We start from the raw sequence: 19,629 nt of genomic DNA on the forward strand, positions 1-19,629 counted from the left end.
TCAGAACTTCGCGTTGAGATCAACCAGGAGCACATCGACCGCGTAAGGCACGCCGCCAATATTATTGGCGCTCATCCAGCGCAGCGACGCCCAGACATTCTCGCTAAGGCCGACATTGCCACCGATGAAATAGCCCTTGAGGTTGGTGCCGCCGAGGCCGAAATCGGGATCAGTGAACGCATCGAGCGTGGCGTCGGATTCGAGATATTTGTAGCCGACATGCGCATTCCAATCGCCGAAATGCTTGATCTCCCGGTTTCCGACCGTGACCCGCGCCATCCAACCTTTGTCGCCGCCGTCGAAGGGACCGACCGTTTTTCCGTCGGCGGTTCCGGCACGATTGTTGATTGCCATCCCAGGCACTGTAATGCCGGTCGCGCTCGGAAGTCCCGCGCCCGCGAGCGTCAAATTGCGATCGAAGGCTGTGTTCCAGACGAACTCTCCGTCGACTACGATATGGAATGGGTGAAAATCGCCAAGATCGACCGAGCCGCTCGCAACCAATGGCCTGAATTTTTGTAGCAATCCGAAATACTGAAATTGAAGCGCATTTCCGAAATTGTTGTTCGACGTCCTGTTGTCGATGTTGCGCAAGAGCATGTAGGTGTTGCCCTTCTGCGCAAAAAGCGGCCGAGTCTGATCGGTGTCGCAAACGTCGGAACTCGACTGCACGAAGCAATTCGGCGACGATGCCTGTCCCTGGACGTTGTCGAAGTCATAGAATGCAGCAGCCACTCGAAACTGATGCACCGGATCAAAGCGCGAAGCGAAACCGATCTGGGCACCGTATAGCCACTTGTCGTGGCTCGGGAACTTCGAGTCATTAAAATTTAGATTGGTTCCGGCGTTGAAGTCCGTGTTGAAGAGCGGGAACGCCCCGATCACGCCAAACGGGGTGAAATCCTCGGAGAACTGGTACTTCCCCTGGAGCGCCACGCCGTCGAATCCAAGCTCACGATACCAGACGAGATCAGTCGGCGACCAGAACGGATTGTCGAAGCGGCCGACCGAGGCGACGAGATCCTGATTCCAGTTTTGGTAGGTCAGGTAACCACGATCGAGCCAGAGCGAATATTTCGAGAAGTTCGAGCCACCGCCGCCGAGCGTCTGATTGGTCGATACCGGCGAATTATCCGAGCCGGTGGCAATCCTCAAACCGGCATTGAAGCCGTTGGTCAAATCCGCGTCCATGCCGAGTCGGGCACGCAGCTTTGCCTGATTGCGATTCTGAGACGCGTTATACGTCGGCAAGTTATAGCCGCTGCTGATGTCGTAGGGCGATCCGGTATTGATCGCGTTGAAATTGAACGCATCCTGCTGATCGTTGCCCTTCGGAAAAAAGCTGCCCTGATAGCGGGCGCGGAAGTCGCCATAGAAGTGGATGCGCTGCGCCCATTCGGGATAGAGACCAGGCGAAGCCCAGTTCTCCTTCTCCGCCGTCGCCATGACCTCCTTCTTGATCTCCTCGCGCAGCTGGCGCTTGACGATCTCCGGCACGTAGGTGACGTGGCGCGTGCCCGGCGGCTCGGCCGCAGATGCCGCGGCATTGGCCGCTTTCGCTGCCTCGTCCGCCTTGGCGGATGCATTCTTCGCCGCCTGCCGTGCCACATAGGCCTCGTCATCGGCCTGCTTGATCAGTGTCGCAGCCTGCTCTTCGGTGATGACGCCCTGTTTCACCAGCAGGTTGACGAGATTGATCGTCGCGTTCGGCGAGGTCGGCCTTGCGTCCGAAAGCCTCGGCCGTTTGTTGTCGGCTTGTGCGGTGGACACTTGATCGCCCTGGCCAAACGCGGGCGCACCGCATGCAAGCGCAGCCAGCGAAACGGCGAGCATCAAAGAGCGCCGGCGTGCGTTTGAAGTGAAGTCAACCATTGGTCCCCTGTCCTTTTACTCGTCGTCCTTGTTAGTCAAAATCGTCAGGTCGGCCGCCGCATGATGACGCGGGTGACGATCGGCATCGGCATGTCCTTGGGCGGAGGTTCGCGCAGCGTCAGGCGCGCCAGCTCGTCGCGGATCGCGGCGTCAAGCTCGGCGTCGCCGGTCGACGACACCAGCTGCACCCGGCTGACCCGGCCGGTGCCTTCCGCCCACAACCGGATGCCGACCTGCAGGACCGCATTCCGTGTCCTGTTGTTGCCGCGCAGCGCGGACTCCATCTGCGACTGAACCTGCGAGGAGTACCAGCCCCAGCGGCTGCCGCCCCCGCCGCCTCCAAATGGACTGCCGCCGACCTTGCTGCCGAGATTGAACGAGTCACCCGGCCCGGTGGCCTTGGCGTCCAGCGCGAGAGGTCCGGGCGGGTCCTCGTTCTTGGCTTCCTTGACCGGCTCCTTCTCAGGCGGCTTTTCGAGCGGCTTCTCCTCCGTGAATTTCTGCTCCGCTTCCTTCGGCTGCTCGATCATCTTCTGCTCGGGCGGCGGTGGAGGCGGCGGAGGTGGAGGTGGCGTGATGTTGACAATCGTGATCTCATGGATCTGGCGCGGCGGCGGCAGTTCGTCGCCGCCAAACAGCGAATAAGCCGCGCTCGCGACCAGCAGCACGACGACCACGAGTGCGGCGCCGTAGCGCAGGCCGGGATGGGCGAAAAAGTTGCGCAAGCCGCGGCTCTTGACTTCACCGGGTTCGGCTTCCAGCTCCCACTCGTCTCTGCGCCCGCTCACGCCATGCCCCCGCCTTGGTCGGGCTCACCATGGCGCTCGGCCAGATATTGCAGGACGAACTTCACCAGCATGGTGAATTCGGGCGTCTCCAGCGTCAGCCGCGATGCCGGAATGGCATCGATCTTCAAATGGAAGGTCGAGTCTTCGGCGTGGAATTCGACATAGGCATCGCGATCGATCGACAGCCGCGGCCGCGGGCTGCGCGACATCGTCATCAGAAAAGGATCATCCGCAGCGTCTGACCGCATCACCCGCTCCCGCAGCGTGCTGGCGAGATTCACCAGCAACGCCTCGCCGCGGACTGGAAACGCCAGCACCGCCGCCTCGCTAGGCTCGACATGAGCGTCGACTGCAGCGGCGATAGCGACGGTGCTCACCACGGCCGGCCGGAATCTGGCGAGCGTACGCAACAATGCGTGACGCATCTGCACCAGCACGCCGTCATGCAGGCCCTTGTGACCAATGGGAGTGTGATGGAATGGACTGCGCATCGGTCCGTATCACCCTCTATTTGACAAGCGGCTTGGTGGCCAGGCCGACCTGCGTGAGGCCGATGCGCCCCAGCAGGTCGAGCACGTCCATCACGCTCTGATACTGGGCCTGGGCATCGCCGCGCAGCACAACCGGGAATTCCGGCGTCAGCGCCTTTTGCTGGATCAGCCGCTGCTCCAACTCGGGCAGCGTCACCGGAATGGTGTCGAGGAAAATCTTGCCATCGTTGGCTACCGTGATGGCCTTGGTGGTCTGTGTCGCCAGGCTCGGCGCGGCAGATGCCTTCGGAAGGTTGACCTTCTGCCCCTGCACGGTCGCCGTGGTCATGATGATGAAGATCACCAGGAGCACATAAGCGAGGTCCAACATCGGCGTGATGTTGATGTCGTCGTAAGGCTTGGAATCGGATTGGACCTGCATCGCCCCTACTCCGCGGCCATCCGATGGTCGACCGGATCCGGCCGATCGGCGGAATAGATTTCCGCGATGCGGGTCACGAGCTCATCGACAAAGACCTGCAGGTCGCTGCTCAGATCCTTGATCTTCGAGATCAAATAGTTGTAGCCGAACAGCGCCGGGATGGCGACGCCGAGGCCGGCAACGGTTGCGACCAACGCAGCCGCAATGCCGGGCGCGATCGCGTTGACATTGACGTCGCCGCTCGCGGCGATCGCCGCGAAGGTGATCATGACACCGACGACGGTGCCGAGCAGACCGAGGAACGGTCCGCCGGAGATCGCAATCGTCAGGATGACCATCATCCGGTTCAGCCGCTGCATCTCCTTGACGACCGCGCCGTCGAGCGCGGCGCGGATCGCGGCGATCGAGCTTCCCGACAGCACCAGCGCCGGCGTGCGCGCGGAGCGGCGGCGGATCTCGTCGGCGCAGACGTGGTAGATGCGATAGAGCGAGGATGAACGCAGCGTCGATGCATCGCGCGGCCTCAGCCGACCTCCGAGCGTTGCGACCTCTTGCTCGGTGCCGTGACTGAGCAGGGTCAGATCGAAATCGACGTCCCGGTAGCTGCGCAGGAAGCGCGTATTGGCGCGCGACTGTCGGCCGAGGAAGGAGGCGCGGTCCAGCATCACCACCCAGCTGATCGCAGCCATCACCAGCAGAATGCCGATAACGACCCAGCCGTCGATCGTGACCGACTTCAGGATCACCGCGAAATAGCCGGACAGCCAGCTTGCGGTTTCCTCGTCGACGCTGAACGAGATCAGCTTGCCCTGATCGGGCCCCTGGCCGATCGCCGCAAGGCGGATGAAGCCCGCAGGTCGCGCCACCTTGCTGATCTGAAACTCGTCGATATCGCCGACAAAGCCCGCCATTGCGGCCGCCGCTGGTGCAAGCGCGGCCCCTGCACTCGCATCGGCAGGCGGCGTCGCTGTGCCTCCGTCGGCTGACAGCGCCGGCGATGTCGATGCCGGCGCCGCCGCCGCGGGAGCCACGGTGGAGGCGGCCGTGTCTCCGCCAACGAAAGCAAGCGTGTTGAGCGCGGGCAGCGTCGCGTCCAGCGCAGCATAAGCGTTGCCGTCAAGATAAAGCGTTACCTTGCCGCTGCCCGCGACGACGGCGATGTGGTGCCAGGAGTTGACCGGGATCGGCGCAGCGGTGGTGCTGCGCTGCGTGGCACCGGCATTGCTGATCTCGACGAACGGCGCACCGCCGTCGAGGCCGATGACGAAACCGTTCCCGCCGTCGCGGCGGCTATAGAGCGCCGTGTTCGGCTGCTGCGCAGCCGGCTTGACCCAGACCGACCAGGTCCAACCGGTCGTATCGCCCGCGATCGCGAGCGACGATGAGGACGGCAAGGTCAGCGGCGTTGCGCCATCGAGCCGCAGGCCGGTGCCGATCAGAGCGCCGTCCGAGGGCTGACCGACGCCCTGCGCATTGTTGGCCCAGACCGTGGAGTCGAGCGCGGGCGTGCCGCGTTCGGTGAAATGATAGACAAGCTGCTGGTCCGTATCGTAGGTGCCCTTGGCATCGGCCACGGGCACCGCTTTCTTGCTGCCGTAGTAGAGCCAGAGCTCCGTCTTGGCGCCGGGCTGCAGGTTCGGCACCGAGACCCACACCAGGGCCTCACCCAGCAGCGCATCAAACTTTTCGATATGAAACTTCAGCGGGGTCTTGTCGTCGCCGGCGACGAAGCGCAGATCGCTGCCGTCGTCCTTGGTAGCGCTGAAGCGGAAATTGCCGGGATGCAGGCGCACCAGGATCGGCGTGGTGCCGATCGGATCGGTGATGTTGGCGCCGGCTGCGCTGGCGTCGATCGTGATCTTCTTGCGCAGCTGCCATTCGTCGTTCCACCACGCTTTCGCCGGCGAGGCCGACAGCAGCGTCGCCCCGACGACCGCGAGCACGAGTGTGCTCACGGCTTTCCTTGCCGCAGCCGCCAGGCACGGCCCGGCCCGAAGCCTATCAATCCATCCGAGCATCATCAGAATTCACCCCAAAGCCGGAAATTGACGCGCGGATCACCCGCGCGGGTATAGGTCTGGTTTGCCATCGGGACCGCCAGCACGACTACGCCATTGATCGAGTTGAAGAGCTTGAAGCGCGAGCCCAGGCCGTAGCTCCACAGGTCGAACTGTGAGAATTGCTCCGGCAAGGTGCGCTGAACGTTGACATGGCCGATGTCGGCAAAGGCAAACATCCGCCATTCGTTGAAGGTGGTGAAGAGCGGCGTACCCTTGCCGGTCTCGTCCTTCATCTGCTTCTGCAGCATCGCGCCAATATCGGGGCTGCGAATTTCCAGGTTACCGATCACGCCGTCATCGCCAAGCACCTCGGACTCCAGATAGCCGCGCACGGTATCGAGACCACCGGCGCTGAGCTGCTCACTCGAGACCAGCGGCCCATCGGCGATCTGGGTCTGCAGCCTGCCCCAGAACTGATAGCCCTCGGGGAGCTCCTGGGTGTGCGACAGGTCGACGTTGAAATGCGTGAAGCTTGGCGAGGCATCGAACCTCTTGGCGTCGAACGCGAGCCGGTCGCTCGACAGCGGGCGCAGATTGTAGGTCAGCGTGGCGTTGAACTGGGTGGTGAACTTCTCATATTGGAACGTCGCGCCGTAAGTGCCGACGACTGGATAGTACGTGACCGGCGAGCCGAAGTTGGCGGAGCCGAGCTGCATGGTTGTCTGGTCGAAATGCTTGTAGTCGATACCGGCCGATAAGGTGTGGAAGAAATGGTCTCGGCTCGGCAGCGTCATCACCGCTCGGCCGCCGATAATATCGCCAGGGCCCACGATATTGGTGCCGCCGACCGTTGCGACGTCGCTGCTCGACTTCAAGCCGTAAAGCAGCACGCTCAGCCAGTCGATGTCCGTGTGAGCGAGATAGGAGGCGGAAAAGACTTCCGCGTCTTTCCGACGCTCCGGCGCGACCTGATAGGTGAAGCTGAAAGAATGGCCGAGCTGCCAGAGATTGTCGTAGTGCACCGTCGCACTGACGCGCGTTGCAGTCGTGTTCGGCGACTGCCGATTGTTGACTTCGAGACTGCCGTGAATGGGCGCTTTGTCCTCGACGTTAAGGTCGACATCGACGGTTCCGGGCGTCACGCCCGCGCGCAAGGCCGGGGTGACGCGCCGATCCGGCCATTGGTTGAGCGCAACGATGTCCTTGGTGACGTCGTTGAAGTTGGGCACCGTTCCCTCTTTGAGCGAAGGCGCCTTGTCCTTGATCTTGTCGAGATCGAAGTAGCGGGAATTCTTGACGCGCAGCCGCCCGACCTTGAGCTCGGTCACCTTGAGCACGACGACCTTCTGGTTCACGTTCTGCTGCGGCACGGCGACGCTGACGGTTTGAAAGCCCTTGTCGTGATAGGCCTTCTCCAGCGCGGCCCGCGCCTTCTCGACATCCTCCGAAGTCTTGTTCGGCCCGAGAAACGGATAGATCGCCTCTTCGATGTCGATCTCCGGCAGCTTGTCGGCGCCCTGAACCGCGAAATCGTCGATATCGAAATGTGCCAACGGCTGCTGCGGCGCAGCCGCGCCCGGCGCAGCCGAGCTGGCAGGCTTTTGCGCGCCTTGCGCCGGTGCGGCCGTCTCTGCCGATGCCGGCGCGACGGCGGCAAGGCCGCCGACCAGCACCATCAGCGCCGGCTTCAGGCAAAGCACCGCCGTTCGGGCGGACGCGAATCCGCCACGCTTGAAATCCCGATCAGACTGCACGGACGCTCGCTCGTCTCCCGGACACGCGCATGAACCCGCAGCGGGATGCCGCGTTCATGGTGTCTTTGTTCAGAAGACGATTGGAGCGGGGCGAGACTGAATCGAAATTTTAACGAATGTGTGCGCGGCAGCGAAGCGCGCAGCCGGATCGTGATATTTGCGCAACGGCTAATCGCACTCCCTCCATGGGAGCGCGCGAATGGAGCCCGCAGAATTGCTTCTCAAAACTACTTTATATTGAGTGAGAGCCGCAGATTCAGGGGCTGCAGAAGATCAGGTGGCGGAGACACGCCAACCGTTCCACGTGTGAGGATGGTGCGCAGATCCCCGTCGGCCTGCGCGTTCTTCAGTGACGGAAAGGCCACCTTCTCGATCGTGCCATGCGGGCCGACCCAGGCCTGGACCGTGAAAACCTGCGGCGGGCCGTCGGCTTTGTCACGGTGTTCGAGCACATAGCTCCGAAACCGATTTGAAACCTGGTCATCGGCGCTGATGCCGTCCTCGAAGTGACGCGTCACAAGCTTTGCAAACGCACCCCAGTGCGCCGGCGCACTCGCGGTCGGTTGATAGTCCTGCGCCAGTGCTGCATTGAAGGACCACAATAACCAGCAGCTCATCGCGACAACAGATGAGCCTGGACGGCTGAGCAACAATCCCGACGCCCGCCTCATGTCCGCCTCCTTCCCGGTCTCCAACCGCGCCCGTTCGATCGGACTCAGCTCAACAGAACAATGCCGCCCGGCAGCGCTCGCACGCTGGCGCCGAACAGGCTCTGGACCTGCGCAATGAAATCGTCGAGATGATCGAGATGGAAGGTACCCGAGATCATACGCCGACCTAATCCGCCCATGATGACGATCCTGCCCGGCCGGTAGCGGTTGATTTCCTGGACCAGCCGATCGACCGGCCAGTCGCGGACGACCAGCAGGCCATTCAGCCAGGCCTGCATCTGCTCGACATCGGCATTTGAGGCCGGTGCCAGCCCGGCTTGCGCCGAATATGAGAGCTGTTGATGTCCGGCGAGCACAGCACGCTGGCGCTTCCATTCGATCTCGACCTGGCCATCGACACACGACACCGAGACCACACCCTCGAGGCATCTGACGTTGAAGCTCGCCTGGCGTGCGCTGATCAGGCCGCCGGCTGCGCCGATCACGACCGGCGCGGCCCCCTCGCCTGCCGCCTGCACCGCAGCCTCACCGGAGATGAGTTCGACCGACGGCCGGTCCGGCGTCGATCGAATGGCGATGCTGGTCTGGGTATTGAGCGTCAGCGCGACGTTGTCGGCCAGGGTGATGCGACGCCGCTCGCCCTTGGCGGTCCGATAGTCTGCGGACAATTCCTGCCAGGACGGCCACAACCCGAGCGGTGGTCGTGCCACCAGATACGCCCCGGCCAACGAGGCCGCGGCAGCCGTCACCCCCCCGATCAGCACGCGGCGACTCAAGCTTGAATTCGTGGCGGCCCCGCGCGCCACGGTACGGCCGCCAGCAGCCGGCAGGTTCTGTTCGGCAAGTGTTCGCACGGCGTCGCCGAGACTACGCCACAGTCTGACGGCTTCGCGAAACGCGGCGTCATGCTCAGGACTGCGCTGCCGCCACAAGGCCAGGGCGGCCGCGTCCGCCGATGTCGCCTCACCCGAATGCAGGCGGATGACCCAGGCAAGGGCCTGCCGCAACAACGGATCCAGTTCTGAAGGCATTTCGTTGCGTGCAGTCAAAGCCGGTCGCTCTTTTCCCTCCGCCGGCAAGCGGCGGCATTCCCGATCACAGCGCGCTCGTTCTGATCAATAGACGATCCACGCCCGGCTGGACTGAATCGAAAACATTGCGCCGGCGGGCTTTTCAAGCTGTTTGTTGCGACAGGAACCAGTCATGCAAAGCTTTTTACGAGGAATTCGGCGCGGCCAACCCGGCTCGCGTTGCTTTGGTCGACCGCGGCGGCAGTTTACTGAAGCTAATCCCGCGCCTGCGGCTTTGCCCTTGGTCCAAAACGGCGAAGGATTTTACGGCCGAGGCGCTGGCTGAGGTGCTCCATAGCATATTGCAAGTCGAAATCGACCGTCCGAACGTTGATCCCGAAACGGTCGGCAATCTCCCGGTGCGGCTGCTGATCGAGATGGGCCGCAACGAAAACATCGCGCCGGCGAGCCGGCAATTCCGCCAGCGCCTTCTCGAACTCCGCCATTTCGATCCGCGACGCCGCAACCGCACTGGGATCAGGTCCATCGTCGGCGAGATCGAGTATCGTCTCGACATCTGCAGCGCTCAAGAGCTGCTGATCGCCTTTGCGTCTGTCGCGGGCAACGTTGAGCGCCATCCGAAACAGATAGTCGAGCGGGCTGCGAACCTCGACAGCATCGGAAACGCGATCGACACGGAGGAAAGTCTCGTGCAGCGCCTCACGAGCGAAGTCGGCGGAGCCAAGACGGCGCGTCAAACGCTTGGTCAGCCCCTCATATTCGGCCGCAAGAGCCTCCCGCAGCGATCTGATATTTGAATCGGACACCGACGCTGCCCCATCCGCTGCCGCTTTGCACTGCAACCGGCATACCGCCCCACTGGTGTACCTATCGAGCACGGATGACAATGGCGTGACGGCGGAGCCGTCCCGTATCGCCGCTTACGGATCCAGATCGAAGGCGACCGGAATCGTGATGTCGTGATCGTCCGACGGGTCGGGCGGAACGCGCGGCAGCGGCTGCGCCTCTTGGATGCTCTCGACAACCGCCACGCCGAGCGACGCCCTTATCGGAGATAGCTCGCCAGGTTGAGGCTCTGGATCTTGGAAATTGCCGTATAGGATGCGGTGAGCTGCGCCTGATAGGTTGAAAGCTGGGCCGTGACTGACGCCACGTCGACACTGGTGAGATCGCTGTCAAGGCTTTCGGCGTAGCTCTTGAAGTCGGTTTGCAGTGACTTTGCGTCCTCGATCTGCGAGGTGGCGTTGGAGAGCTTTGCCTGAACCGTCGCGACATCGTCCACCGCGCTATCGGCGAGGCTCAGCGCACTGGAGATATCGCTGCTCGACAGGGTCGAGCTGTTGGCCACGAACTTCAATGCCCGCATCACCTCCTCAAAGGCGGAGTTGTCGGCGGTGATCCCATACGTCACGGTCTGACCACCCGAAACGCGGACCGAGGCGAGTTCGCTGTCGCCCTGATAGTAGCTGGTATCCGGCGTGCTCAGCGAGCCCGCCCCCGACGAGCCGAAGGTTGAGAGATCGACCGCAGCAGTCGAGGTCTTGGCGCCGCTGAACACATACTCGCCGTCATATTGCGTGTTGAGAATGCCGCCCATCTGTTGCAACAATTGCTGCGCCGTGCTGATCGCCGACGCCACTTCCGTGCCGCTGGCGGTGGTGGCCGCGCTGAGGGCGCTCTTCAATTGGTTCACCACCTCCGAGACCTGGCCTACTGCCGAATACATCACTTGCGCCTTGTTGTCGGCCAGCGTCGCGGCGTCGATGTAGGATTGCGCGCGCGTCACCGAGACCTGGAGGTTGACGACGTGCTGGGTCTCGGCGCCGTAGCCGGCGAGGTATTCCGACTTCAGACCTGAAGCCTCCTGGACCTGCATATCGGCCATGGTCGCCTGCGTCCGCAGCGCGCCGGAGATCATCTGCTCCGTGTTGGAAAAAGTGGCGATCCGCATCATCATGGCACTATTCTCTTGTCCAGACTAACCCGACTGCATCGCGGTGATGAGCGATGAAAACATGGTGTTGACCGCCGAGAGCAGCTGCGATGCCGCTGCATATTTGTTTTGCAGCGAACTGACCCGCGCGGTTTCCTCGTCGATATTGACGCCGGTCTCGGAGGATAGCGAGCTCGCGTAAGTGGATTGCGCGGTCTCCTTTGCCGTATAGGTCGAGGAGGCCTCTGACGCCTTGCTGGCGACATTGGCCACGATCGCCGCGGCGTAATTGGCGAAAGAACCGCTGGTGGCGCTCAAACCTCCTGCAGCGGAAAAGCTGCGCGATCCCGTCAGCGCGCTGTAGAGGCTGTTGATGACGGTCGCCGAACCGGAGCTCAACACCTGACTGCCCGTCGTGAGAGTCGCAGAGCTGTCGATTGTATCCGTCGGCAATCCGGCCGCGCCCGACAGGATATCGCTGCGGACCGCAAAATCCGAGGCGCCGGTTCCGGTGACGAGATCGTTCATCCCGAAATAGTCCGAGAAGCCGGCCCCGCTGACCGCGCTCGTCATGTCATTGATGGCCACGCCATCGCCGGAGGCGGTCGAGCTGACCACCAGATGTCCGCTGGAATCGATCGATGCCGAGACACCGGAGATCCCGTTCAGTGCGGTGACGAGATCGCCGACCGTTGAATAGGATGAGATATCCAAATCTTGATAGGAGACCAGATTGCCGCTCTGGTCGGTGACGGCGATCCGGACCGTCCCGGTGGCCGACAGAGCATCCGTGCTGGCGACCGTCGACGTCCCGGTCAGGCTGCTCGGCGCCGGCACCGAGGATGCACCGTTGGTGACCGCATTGAACGCCGACTTCAACTGCGTCGCAAGCTGGTCGAGCTGTGACTGTTCGGCCGGCAACGTCTGGTCGCGCAAGGTGACCAAGGCGCCGATCTTGCCGGAGGTGATCTGCGAGGTGATATCAACCCCGTTGACCGTGATGCCGCTGAAGCCGCCCGAGCTATAGCTGGTCGACGCGGTGACGTTCGCCGAGGTCGAATAGCTGAGCGTATGCGCCGAGGAATCGACCAGCGCCTGGCCCGACGACGTGTAGACCTGCAGATCCCCGTTCGACGCCGTGTAGTAGCTCACGTTCATGTACGACGAGAGATCCTGCAGCGCGGAATTCCGTTCGTCTTCAAGATCCGCGGTCGATTGTCCGGCCGCGCCCATCTTCCTGATATCGACGTTGAGATCTGAGATCTGCTTCAGATCGCTATTGATGCTGGTGACCGAAGATCCGATATCCTGATCGGCGTTGGACCGCAGCGTCTGGATGCCGCTCGACGTATCACGCAATTGCGAGGCAACGTCGTCGAGCGCGCTCACGACGGCCGATTGCAGCGAGACGCTCGAGGGCGAGCTGGCCAGCGAGGACAGCGCCGATTCGAGCGAGGATAGCGAGTTGGCGAGCGACGTCCCGGTGGTCGACGTGCCATTGCTGTTGGCAGTGCCGAACAGCTGCTCGAGCTCAGTCATGTAGTTATTGGTGGTGTCGGCGGAGCCGAGGTCGGAGGTGGCGCCAATCAGGGACTTCAACAGCAGCTTGTCGACGTTGCTGCTGATCCCGGTGATGGTTACCCCGGTGCCGACGCCATCAGTCACGTTTGCAGACTGATTTGCCGTCTTCTTGGTGTAGCCCGTGGTATCGGCATTCGAGATGTTCGACGACGCCACGCTGATCTGCGTTTCCGTCGCCATGATCCCGCTGAACGCGATCAGTCTTGCAACATCGAGCGACATCGCTTTCCCCCGCCTCTACGGTGCTCAAGCCTGAACGTTAGTCCCGCACGACATCGCGCGCGTCGCGCGGCGGCCGCCCGACCCATAGGGCGAGACACTGGCGATCTGCTCGCGGATCGCCTGCATGACCGCCTCGATCCGGCGGTTGCTCGCCTCGATCGCGGCGCGCAGCCGCATCAGATTCTCATCCATCGCGAGACGCAGATTGAGAATCCGTTCCATCAGCTGCTCCCGCAGCATCTGGTCCTGCACGTCCAGGCTTGCCGTCCTGGCCGCGCACTCCGCGACACGCTGCTCGAACAATCCGGCAAGCCGGTTCTTGTCGTCGAGCTGCTTCGACCGTGACGCCGGCAGGCCCTTGGCCAGCTCGGCGTTCTCCTCCGATACCACGACGATCAGTTCGTCGATCAACGCAATCAACGTCCTCACGCCTTCGTCGCCGGCTCCGCTGCGGACGGCCTGGACTGCTGGTTTCATCTTGTCGCTCCCGTATCGTCGTCAATGACCGCGCCGTTGCGGCGCGCCGGCCGCGCGCGCCACGCGCGCGTAAGTGTTGAACGCAGCGACCCTGACCGTCGCCAGCCTTCGCTCCTCGTCGAGCTGCGCGCATTCGCGCAACAATTTGCGACGCACCGTCTCGATATCGTCGATCAGTGCGAGCAGCTCCAGACGATCGGCAGTGCCGGCAGCCGCTGCGCGGATCTTCAGCCGCCGCAACCGCCGCAACAGCGCTTCGCCTTCGCCGGCCCGCTCCTTCCTTGGATCGGCCATGCTCACCTCATCGACGAGATCAAGGTGTCAAACATCTTGTTGACCGTGGACACGACCTGCGATGCCGCCGAATAGGCCTGCTGAGCCGAAATCATGTTGCTGAACTGACCCGTGGTGTCGGTCGTGCTCGACTCCAATTCGCTACCGTAGATCGTGCCGGCGCCGTTCTCACCCGATGTCTGCAAGGTGGCGTCGCCGGACGTCGCGGTCGATGTGTACATACCGCCGCTATGCGCGACCAAGCCGTTCGGATCAGCGAACGTGGCGACTGCTATCTTGTAGATCGGGATGGTCTGCCCGTTCGAATAGGTCGCATCGACGACGCCGTCTTTGCCGACCGAGACGCTGCTCAGCGTGCCGAAGGATATGCCGTCCGAGTTCGCTTTGAAGTTGCTGACATCTGGGCTCGTACTTCCGGACGACAATTGGGTCAGACCGTTGGTGCCACCGCCGGTGGTCCCAAAGTCCATCGTGATCGAGCTCGTCGCGGCGCCGTTGTTCCAAGTGATGCTGAGCGGGTTGGACGTCGATTGGCCCGCGGTCGTTACAGTATCCAGCGATCCATCCGTGTTGAACGTGACGTCATAGGTGTCCGATGCCGGAGCCGTCGTGCTGACGGTTCCATCAGCCGAGGACATCTGGGCGGTCCAAGTGTTATTCCCGGTCTTGGTCCAGTTTATGTTCAGCGTGTGCGCGTCTCCCAGCGAGTCATAGACCGTGGTCGAACTGCTGAAAGTCGAGCTGGTCGTTGCGTCAGCCGGCAGATTCGCCGAGATGGAGGTCTTTGTTGTTGCCCCGCCATTGGTCAGGGCAACCTCGGTGTTGATCGGCTCGAGGCTCGTCCCGGTGATGTTTCCGCTCGCATCGGTACGCCAGCCCTCCAGATAGTAGCCATTGTCTTCGAGATAGCCGACATTGTCGGTCGTGAAGGCGCCGTTTCGGGTATAGAAGGTGTCGCCCCCCGCCGTCGTGGAGTTGGCTGTGACAAAGAAGCCCGAGCCCTGGATCGCGACGTCGGTCGCGTTGGTGGTTGACGCCAACAGACCTTGCTGGGTGATGTTGGAGCGGCCCGATACGGAGACGCCGCCGGATGAGTAGGACTGGCTGCTGCTCGATGCCGTCACGAGCTGCTCAAACATAGCCGACGTGGTCTTATAGCCTGTCGTATCGGAGTTTGAGATGTTGTCGCTGATCATCGCGAGCGACGAGCTCTGCGCATTGAGCGCGGAAATCGCCGAGGAAAGTGCTCCAGAAAGACTCATAGTCCACTCCGATTAATGCTGTCAGGAGGTTACGCCGATGATGTTTGCGGCACTGACCGAGACGCCGTTCACGGTGAGCGATGGCGTGCTGGTCGAGGTGTCGATGCCGGTCACGGTGCCCGTGATGGTCGTGTAGTTGAGCACCGAGGTGCCGGCCGAGTTGGTTGCCGTGACCGAGATCGTGTACTGCCCGCCATCGCTGAGCTGGGTGCCGGACGAGTCCTTGCCGTCCCAGGTGAACGAGTTCGAACCGGAATTGCCGGTGCCGGTGCCGGTCCAGACCGTATTGCCGGACGAGTCCTTGACCGAGATTGAGACATTGGAGGCGGCCGACGACAGCGAGTAGCCGAAGGTCGCGGACCCGTTGGACAGGGTCGCCGTATCGGTCTTCGCGACGACGGTGTGGCCGATGTAGTTGACCGAATTGAGCGTCACGAGGCTGGAGAACGAGCTCGCCAGCGAGCTCATGCTGGTGTTGATCGCCTGCTGCTCGGAGAAATTGGCGTAAGACGTCATCTGATTGATGAAGTCGGTCACGCTGGTCGCATTCAGCGGGTCCTGGTTCTGCAATTCACTGACGAGCAGCGACAGGAAGTCCTGCGTGCTCAGCGTCGAGTTCGACGAGGATGATGAGGAGGATGATGAGGATGATGAGGAGGAGGACGAGGCGGCTGAACTCGATGAACTCGTCGCGGAAACCGTCATGACAAACTCCAGATCTGCCCGCCGCGCGCGATGCAGCGGCTGCATCGCAAGCTCGCGATCGTGGTGGCGTTTGCAGATCAAACGGTCGGCGCAACCAATTCAGGCGCAGAAAGATTCGACGGAATTACTTGATTAGACGGCAGAATTTGCCGCAGCGCCGCCGTGCAGAGGCGGCAAAAAACGCCGGGTGCGGGCGATCTGACGTAGGCCGGTCGATGAGCCAGAGCCACGGCATCGGATCGAAAATCGGCTCGCAGGATTCGGTGGAGATCGGCGGGCGGGCACCCGTCCGGTCACGGCATGATGGCAGATGTGGCGGAGATCAAAGTCGGCCCAAGGCTTTGGCCTGGCATTCAGCCGTGCCGCGCCCGCAAGGACAAAGCCACACGAACGCCGGAGTGACGCGGCATCGCGCCGCCCTCTCCCCAGGGTCTCAGCTCAGCGGAAAAATTCAGCCCGGATGTGATGCGTCGGCCGCTTGGACCGGCTGCTCTTCTGCAGGCGCGGCGGTCTTCGTCCGCCCGGCCGCAGCGACAATCCGGTCCGCAAGACCTGCGGGCGCTCTGACCGGCGGTGCAGACAGAGCCTGGCGTAAGGTGCGTGCCTCCTCGAGCAGCGCATTTGCTTCGGGAGACGAAGCCAGAAGTTCGACCGCAGCCTGGCGCTGCGCTTCAGGCCAGCCGGAGAGATCTTCTCCCAGCCGGTCGATCAGATCCTCGAATTCCCTGACGTCCATCGTCCGCTCAATCCAGCGTCCCCGGCGCCGTCATAAACCATTCGAGAGCAAGACGAAATTAATATCAATCGGTTGCGGCAATAGACCGCAACATGATACCGTTACCGCGCGTAGATTCGTAGGCTCATATGCACAATGATGTGCATTAAAACCGACCAAAATGCACTTATAGGATGAATTTCTACCAATCTACTGCCTGTGCTGGATCCTAGGAAGAAGCGGCGATGGCTTACAATGCCATTCGCTCGACTGGAGCGACCGACGATTCGGTCGGCTTAGCGCCGGCCTGCCGAATCACCGGGCGGGCGTCCGCTTCTGCTTGCGGCATCGACCGCCTCCCACGCCTCACGGAGTTCAGCGATGCTTGCGATGATGCGGCTGAAGTTCTCTCGCATATGCGGACGGCCGTACGAACGCAAGCATGCCAGGATCAGCGAATTGTAGGTCCTGAACAACTTCTCCGCGACCGCGCCGCCACGGACCGAGTCGAGATGGTGGCTCAGCCCGCGCAGGATCGCGGTGGCCCGTGTCAGGTGCTCATGCCCCTCCTCGAAACGGCGCGCATCCTGCGCCTGCAACGATTTCTGCAGATACATGGTCGCACCGTTCAGCAGCATGATCACCGCCTTGAGCGGGGACACTGTGACAGCCGCGCCGCGGTAGGCCTGGTTGGCACGATAGGCCATCGAACTCTGGGTCATTAGTTGCTCGAATTCGAGTTGAGAAGAGCTTTGAGGTAGGTCAGGGTGTTATTGGCGCTCTCGATGGCGGCTTGGTATTTCGCATATTGAGCTTCGAGCTGACTCTGAAACGTGGCAGCAGCGCTGTCGATATCGTTGACCTTGCTGGTCAGCGTATTGTCTTGGGTCGTCAGGTTGTCGATCAGCGTCTGCAAGGAGCCGCTGCTCCCCGAGGCCTGGTTTGCGATCTGATAGATCTGCGTGGCAAGACCCTGGGTCGAGGTCACCGTGATCGACTGCGATGTCGAACCGCTATAGGTGAAGGCCATGCCCGCATAGGCCGTGCCGGACTTGCCGATGATGGCGTTGCCGCTGACCGTGAACAGAGAGCTGTCTCCTCCCACCGATGCAGAGCTGAGATTGCCTGACGAATCCACGGTCAAGTCGAGCGTGAATGATTGTGGCGAGGTTCCTGTATTGACAACGGTGAGCTGGCTCGACGACGTCTTGGTCTGCGCTGAGAGCAGCGTGGTCACACCACTCAGATTGGTGCTGAGGATCGTCGACAGGGTGCCGGTATCGAGCTGAAGCTCATTCTTCTCGTTGAACGAGAGTCCCAGATCGGCCATCGTCATCCCGCCGACCGACGCGCTCAGCACGCTCTGGAGCTGGTCCATGATGTCGCGCATGGTCCCGTCGCCGAACAGGACCGCGCTCGATGACGCCGTCCCATCCGAATTGGTCGACTGCTGGGCGATGACGGCATCGCGAAATGCATTGTAGTTCGTCACGAAGGTTTCCAGAGCAGATTGGATCTGGCTCGTATCCGTGCCGATGCTGATGCCGACCGACGTTCCGCTCGGGGTGGGCTGCAGCAGGTCGAAGGTCACACCGCTCAGCACGTCCGAAATGTCATTGGTGTTGCGGGTGAGTGAGACGCCGTCCAGGGTGAATTCCGCCGCTTGCGCCGTTTGCATCACTGTCGAGAACGCACCCGAACTGTCGGTCACACCGAGCTTGTTCAGAATGTCGTCGCCGGACGTGCTTGAATAGGTGATATCGGCGGCGTCCTGCGTCCCGCTCAGCACCATTTCATAAGACCCGGTCGAGACTTGCAGGATGTTTGCCTGGACATTCGTTGTGGAGGTCTGCGCGTTGATCGCATCTGCGATGTCCTGCAGCGACATGTCGCTGGTCACCGTGATGCTCTCCGTGCTTCCTCCGGAAAGACCGATCGTGAACGCGCCAGAATAGCCGAGGGCGTCGGTCTCAGTCGACTGGCTGCTGCCAGCAACCTTTTGCGCCGTCGCGATCTGGCTGACGGTCAGCGTGTGATCGCCGGTCGCGGCACCATTGTTGACCGACATCGACAGGACCGACGAGGCGCTCACGTCCCCGTTCGCGGTCAGCGTCGCCGAGCGTGTTGCAAAGACGTTGGTGGCGAGCGGGTTCACCACCGAGGTGGCGAGAGAGGCCAAGCCGGATGAAAGCGTGCTGAGATCTGTCTGGAGAGACTGGTAGGCGGAAATCTTCGCCTGGTTGGCGGTGATGCTGGTGCTGATCTGCGTCGCCTGAGCGAGCTTGGCGTTGACAGCCGATTGGATCAGGGCGCTCCAATCGATGGTGCTGGTCGTGCTGGTGCCTGAGGTCGTGAGGGAGCTGGAGCTCGAAGATGAGGATGATGACGACGTGCTGCTGGTGCTCGAGGTCGTGCTGCTCACAGTCATGATTGCTGGCCCGCCATGGGAAGAACCGGGCCGGCATCATGCCGGCCCGGAAGATCGTCGATCAGCCCAGCAGCTTCAGCAGATACTGCGGCATCTGGTTCGCCGCGGCTTCTGCCGACACGGCGGCCTGGGTCTTCACCTCGGCCGATGACAGCGTCGCCTGCTCCGAGGCGATATCCACGTCCTTGATCGCCGAGTTGGCCGACTGCAGGTTCTGGGTCTGCGTCGAGATCGAGTCGGAGCTGAAGTTGAAGCGCGATTCCTGCGCACCGATGTCGGCGCGCGCCGACGAAACCTTGTCGATGGCCGAGTCCAGCACGGTCAGCGCGCTCGTCGCGCCGCTCTGGGTGGTGACGTTGAGCGCCGAGATCGCGAGACCGGACGTGCCCGTCGTGAGGTTTGACAGCGAGATCGTGATGGTGTCGGAGCTGGACGATCCGACCATGACCGAGACGCCGGAACCGGCGAAAGCGCTGGTGCCGTCGAGCAGGCTCTGACCGCTGTAGCGGGTGCCGCTCGCGATCGAGTCGATTTCGCTCGTTAGCTGCGAGAATTCCGAATTGATGTAGGCGCGGCTGGAGTCGGTGGTGGTGCCCGAAGCCGATTCCGAGGCCAGCGACTTCATGCGGGACAGGATGTCGCTGATGTTGGAGGCGCCACCGTCAGCGGTCTGCAGGATCGAGGTCGCCTGCGCAGTGTTGGTCGCGGCCTGCTGCAGCGTCGTGATGTCCGAGGAGATGCGGGTCGAAATCGCGAGGCCGGCAGCGTCGTCGGACGCCGAAGTGATGCGCGAGCCACTCGACAGCTTCGAAAGCGCGCTGGTTTCCTGATTGGAATTGACGTTCAGGTAGCGAACAGCCGAGTTGGCTGCGATGTTGGTGGAAATTGCGGGCACGGTGAAGACTCCTGAGTGATCGGCTGGATACGCCGCATCGTGGAAGGACTGACGGTGCGTATCAGCCCCGTCTGCCCGATCAAACGGGG

At 62.1% G+C, this 19,629-nt stretch carries 19 protein-coding genes; all 19 read right to left on the reverse strand.

Annotated features, from left to right (window positions below):
- Window positions 1-1,872, reverse strand: a complete 1,872-nt coding sequence (locus ACQR1W_RS30100; RefSeq protein ID WP_434854160.1) for a putative porin — start codon at window positions 1,870-1,872, stop codon at window positions 1-3.
- Window positions 1,873-1,916: 44 nt separating this feature from the next.
- Complete coding sequence (locus ACQR1W_RS30105) at window positions 1,917-2,660, reverse strand: energy transducer TonB (RefSeq protein WP_434854161.1); 744 nt, start codon at window positions 2,658-2,660, stop codon at window positions 1,917-1,919.
- A complete protein-coding gene (locus ACQR1W_RS30110) occupies window positions 2,657-3,151 on the reverse strand; it encodes a hypothetical protein (RefSeq protein WP_008967784.1) in 495 nt (164 codons plus the stop codon). The genes ACQR1W_RS30105 and ACQR1W_RS30110 overlap by 4 nt, the downstream gene beginning before the upstream one ends.
- 16 nt (window positions 3,152-3,167) lie before the next feature.
- Window positions 3,168-3,572 (reverse strand): ExbD/TolR family protein, encoded by a 405-nt coding sequence (locus ACQR1W_RS30115; protein WP_008967785.1) that lies wholly within the window; start codon window positions 3,570-3,572, stop codon window positions 3,168-3,170.
- A gap of 5 nt (window positions 3,573-3,577) precedes the next feature.
- The gene (locus tag ACQR1W_RS30120) at window positions 3,578-5,593 is read right to left on the reverse strand and encodes a DUF2341 domain-containing protein (RefSeq protein WP_434854162.1); all 2,016 of its coding nucleotides are present in this window, start codon (window positions 5,591-5,593) and stop codon (window positions 3,578-3,580) included.
- A complete protein-coding gene (locus ACQR1W_RS30125; RefSeq protein ID WP_434854163.1) occupies window positions 5,593-7,326 on the reverse strand; it encodes a ShlB/FhaC/HecB family hemolysin secretion/activation protein in 1,734 nt (577 codons plus the stop codon). The genes ACQR1W_RS30120 and ACQR1W_RS30125 overlap by 1 nt, the downstream gene beginning before the upstream one ends.
- 227 nt (window positions 7,327-7,553) lie before the next feature.
- Window positions 7,554-7,997 (reverse strand): hypothetical protein, encoded by a 444-nt coding sequence (locus ACQR1W_RS30130; RefSeq protein ID WP_434854164.1) that lies wholly within the window; start codon window positions 7,995-7,997, stop codon window positions 7,554-7,556.
- A gap of 44 nt (window positions 7,998-8,041) precedes the next feature.
- On the reverse strand, window positions 8,042-9,004 hold the full coding sequence (locus ACQR1W_RS30135; RefSeq protein ID WP_434854165.1) for a FecR family protein: 963 nt from the start codon (window positions 9,002-9,004) through the stop codon (window positions 8,042-8,044).
- Between the two features lie 278 nt (window positions 9,005-9,282).
- A complete protein-coding gene (locus tag ACQR1W_RS30140; protein WP_434854166.1) occupies window positions 9,283-9,906 on the reverse strand; it encodes an RNA polymerase sigma factor in 624 nt (207 codons plus the stop codon).
- 167 nt (window positions 9,907-10,073) lie between these two features.
- A complete protein-coding gene (locus tag ACQR1W_RS30145; protein WP_434854167.1) occupies window positions 10,074-10,985 on the reverse strand; it encodes a flagellin in 912 nt (303 codons plus the stop codon).
- A gap of 21 nt (window positions 10,986-11,006) precedes the next feature.
- Complete coding sequence (gene flgK, locus ACQR1W_RS30150; protein ID WP_434854168.1) at window positions 11,007-12,764, reverse strand: flagellar hook-associated protein FlgK; 1,758 nt, start codon at window positions 12,762-12,764, stop codon at window positions 11,007-11,009.
- 24 nt (window positions 12,765-12,788) lie between these two features.
- Window positions 12,789-13,241 carry a flagellar protein FlgN gene (locus ACQR1W_RS30155; RefSeq protein WP_434854169.1) on the reverse strand — a complete coding sequence of 151 codons (453 nt, stop codon included), beginning with the start codon at window positions 13,239-13,241 and terminating at the stop codon, window positions 12,789-12,791.
- 21 nt (window positions 13,242-13,262) lie between these two features.
- Entirely contained in the window at window positions 13,263-13,535 is a 273-nt protein-coding gene (locus ACQR1W_RS30160) for a hypothetical protein (RefSeq protein WP_434854170.1), read from the reverse strand.
- Window positions 13,536-13,537: 2 nt separating this feature from the next.
- Window positions 13,538-14,797, reverse strand: coding sequence for a flagellar hook protein FlgE (flgE, locus tag ACQR1W_RS30165; RefSeq protein ID WP_434854171.1), 1,260 nt, complete (start codon window positions 14,795-14,797; stop codon window positions 13,538-13,540).
- A gap of 21 nt (window positions 14,798-14,818) precedes the next feature.
- On the reverse strand, window positions 14,819-15,502 hold the full coding sequence (locus tag ACQR1W_RS30170) for a flagellar hook assembly protein FlgD (protein ID WP_434854172.1): 684 nt from the start codon (window positions 15,500-15,502) through the stop codon (window positions 14,819-14,821).
- 451 nt (window positions 15,503-15,953) lie between these two features.
- A complete protein-coding gene (locus ACQR1W_RS30175) occupies window positions 15,954-16,238 on the reverse strand; it encodes a hypothetical protein (RefSeq protein WP_434854173.1) in 285 nt (94 codons plus the stop codon).
- 275 nt (window positions 16,239-16,513) lie between these two features.
- Entirely contained in the window at window positions 16,514-16,939 is a 426-nt protein-coding gene (fliS, locus tag ACQR1W_RS30180) for a flagellar export chaperone FliS (protein WP_434854174.1), read from the reverse strand.
- The gene (gene fliD / locus ACQR1W_RS30185) at window positions 16,939-18,645 is read right to left on the reverse strand and encodes a flagellar filament capping protein FliD (RefSeq protein WP_434854175.1); all 1,707 of its coding nucleotides are present in this window, start codon (window positions 18,643-18,645) and stop codon (window positions 16,939-16,941) included. The genes fliS and fliD overlap by 1 nt, the downstream gene beginning before the upstream one ends.
- 61 nt (window positions 18,646-18,706) lie before the next feature.
- Complete coding sequence (locus ACQR1W_RS30190) at window positions 18,707-19,540, reverse strand: flagellin (RefSeq protein WP_008967804.1); 834 nt, start codon at window positions 19,538-19,540, stop codon at window positions 18,707-18,709.
- Window positions 19,541-19,629: the final 89 nt, after the last annotated feature.

The organism is Bradyrhizobium sp. HKCCYLS1011, from assembly GCF_051167795.1.
Lineage (GTDB): Bacteria > Pseudomonadota > Alphaproteobacteria > Rhizobiales > Xanthobacteraceae > Bradyrhizobium.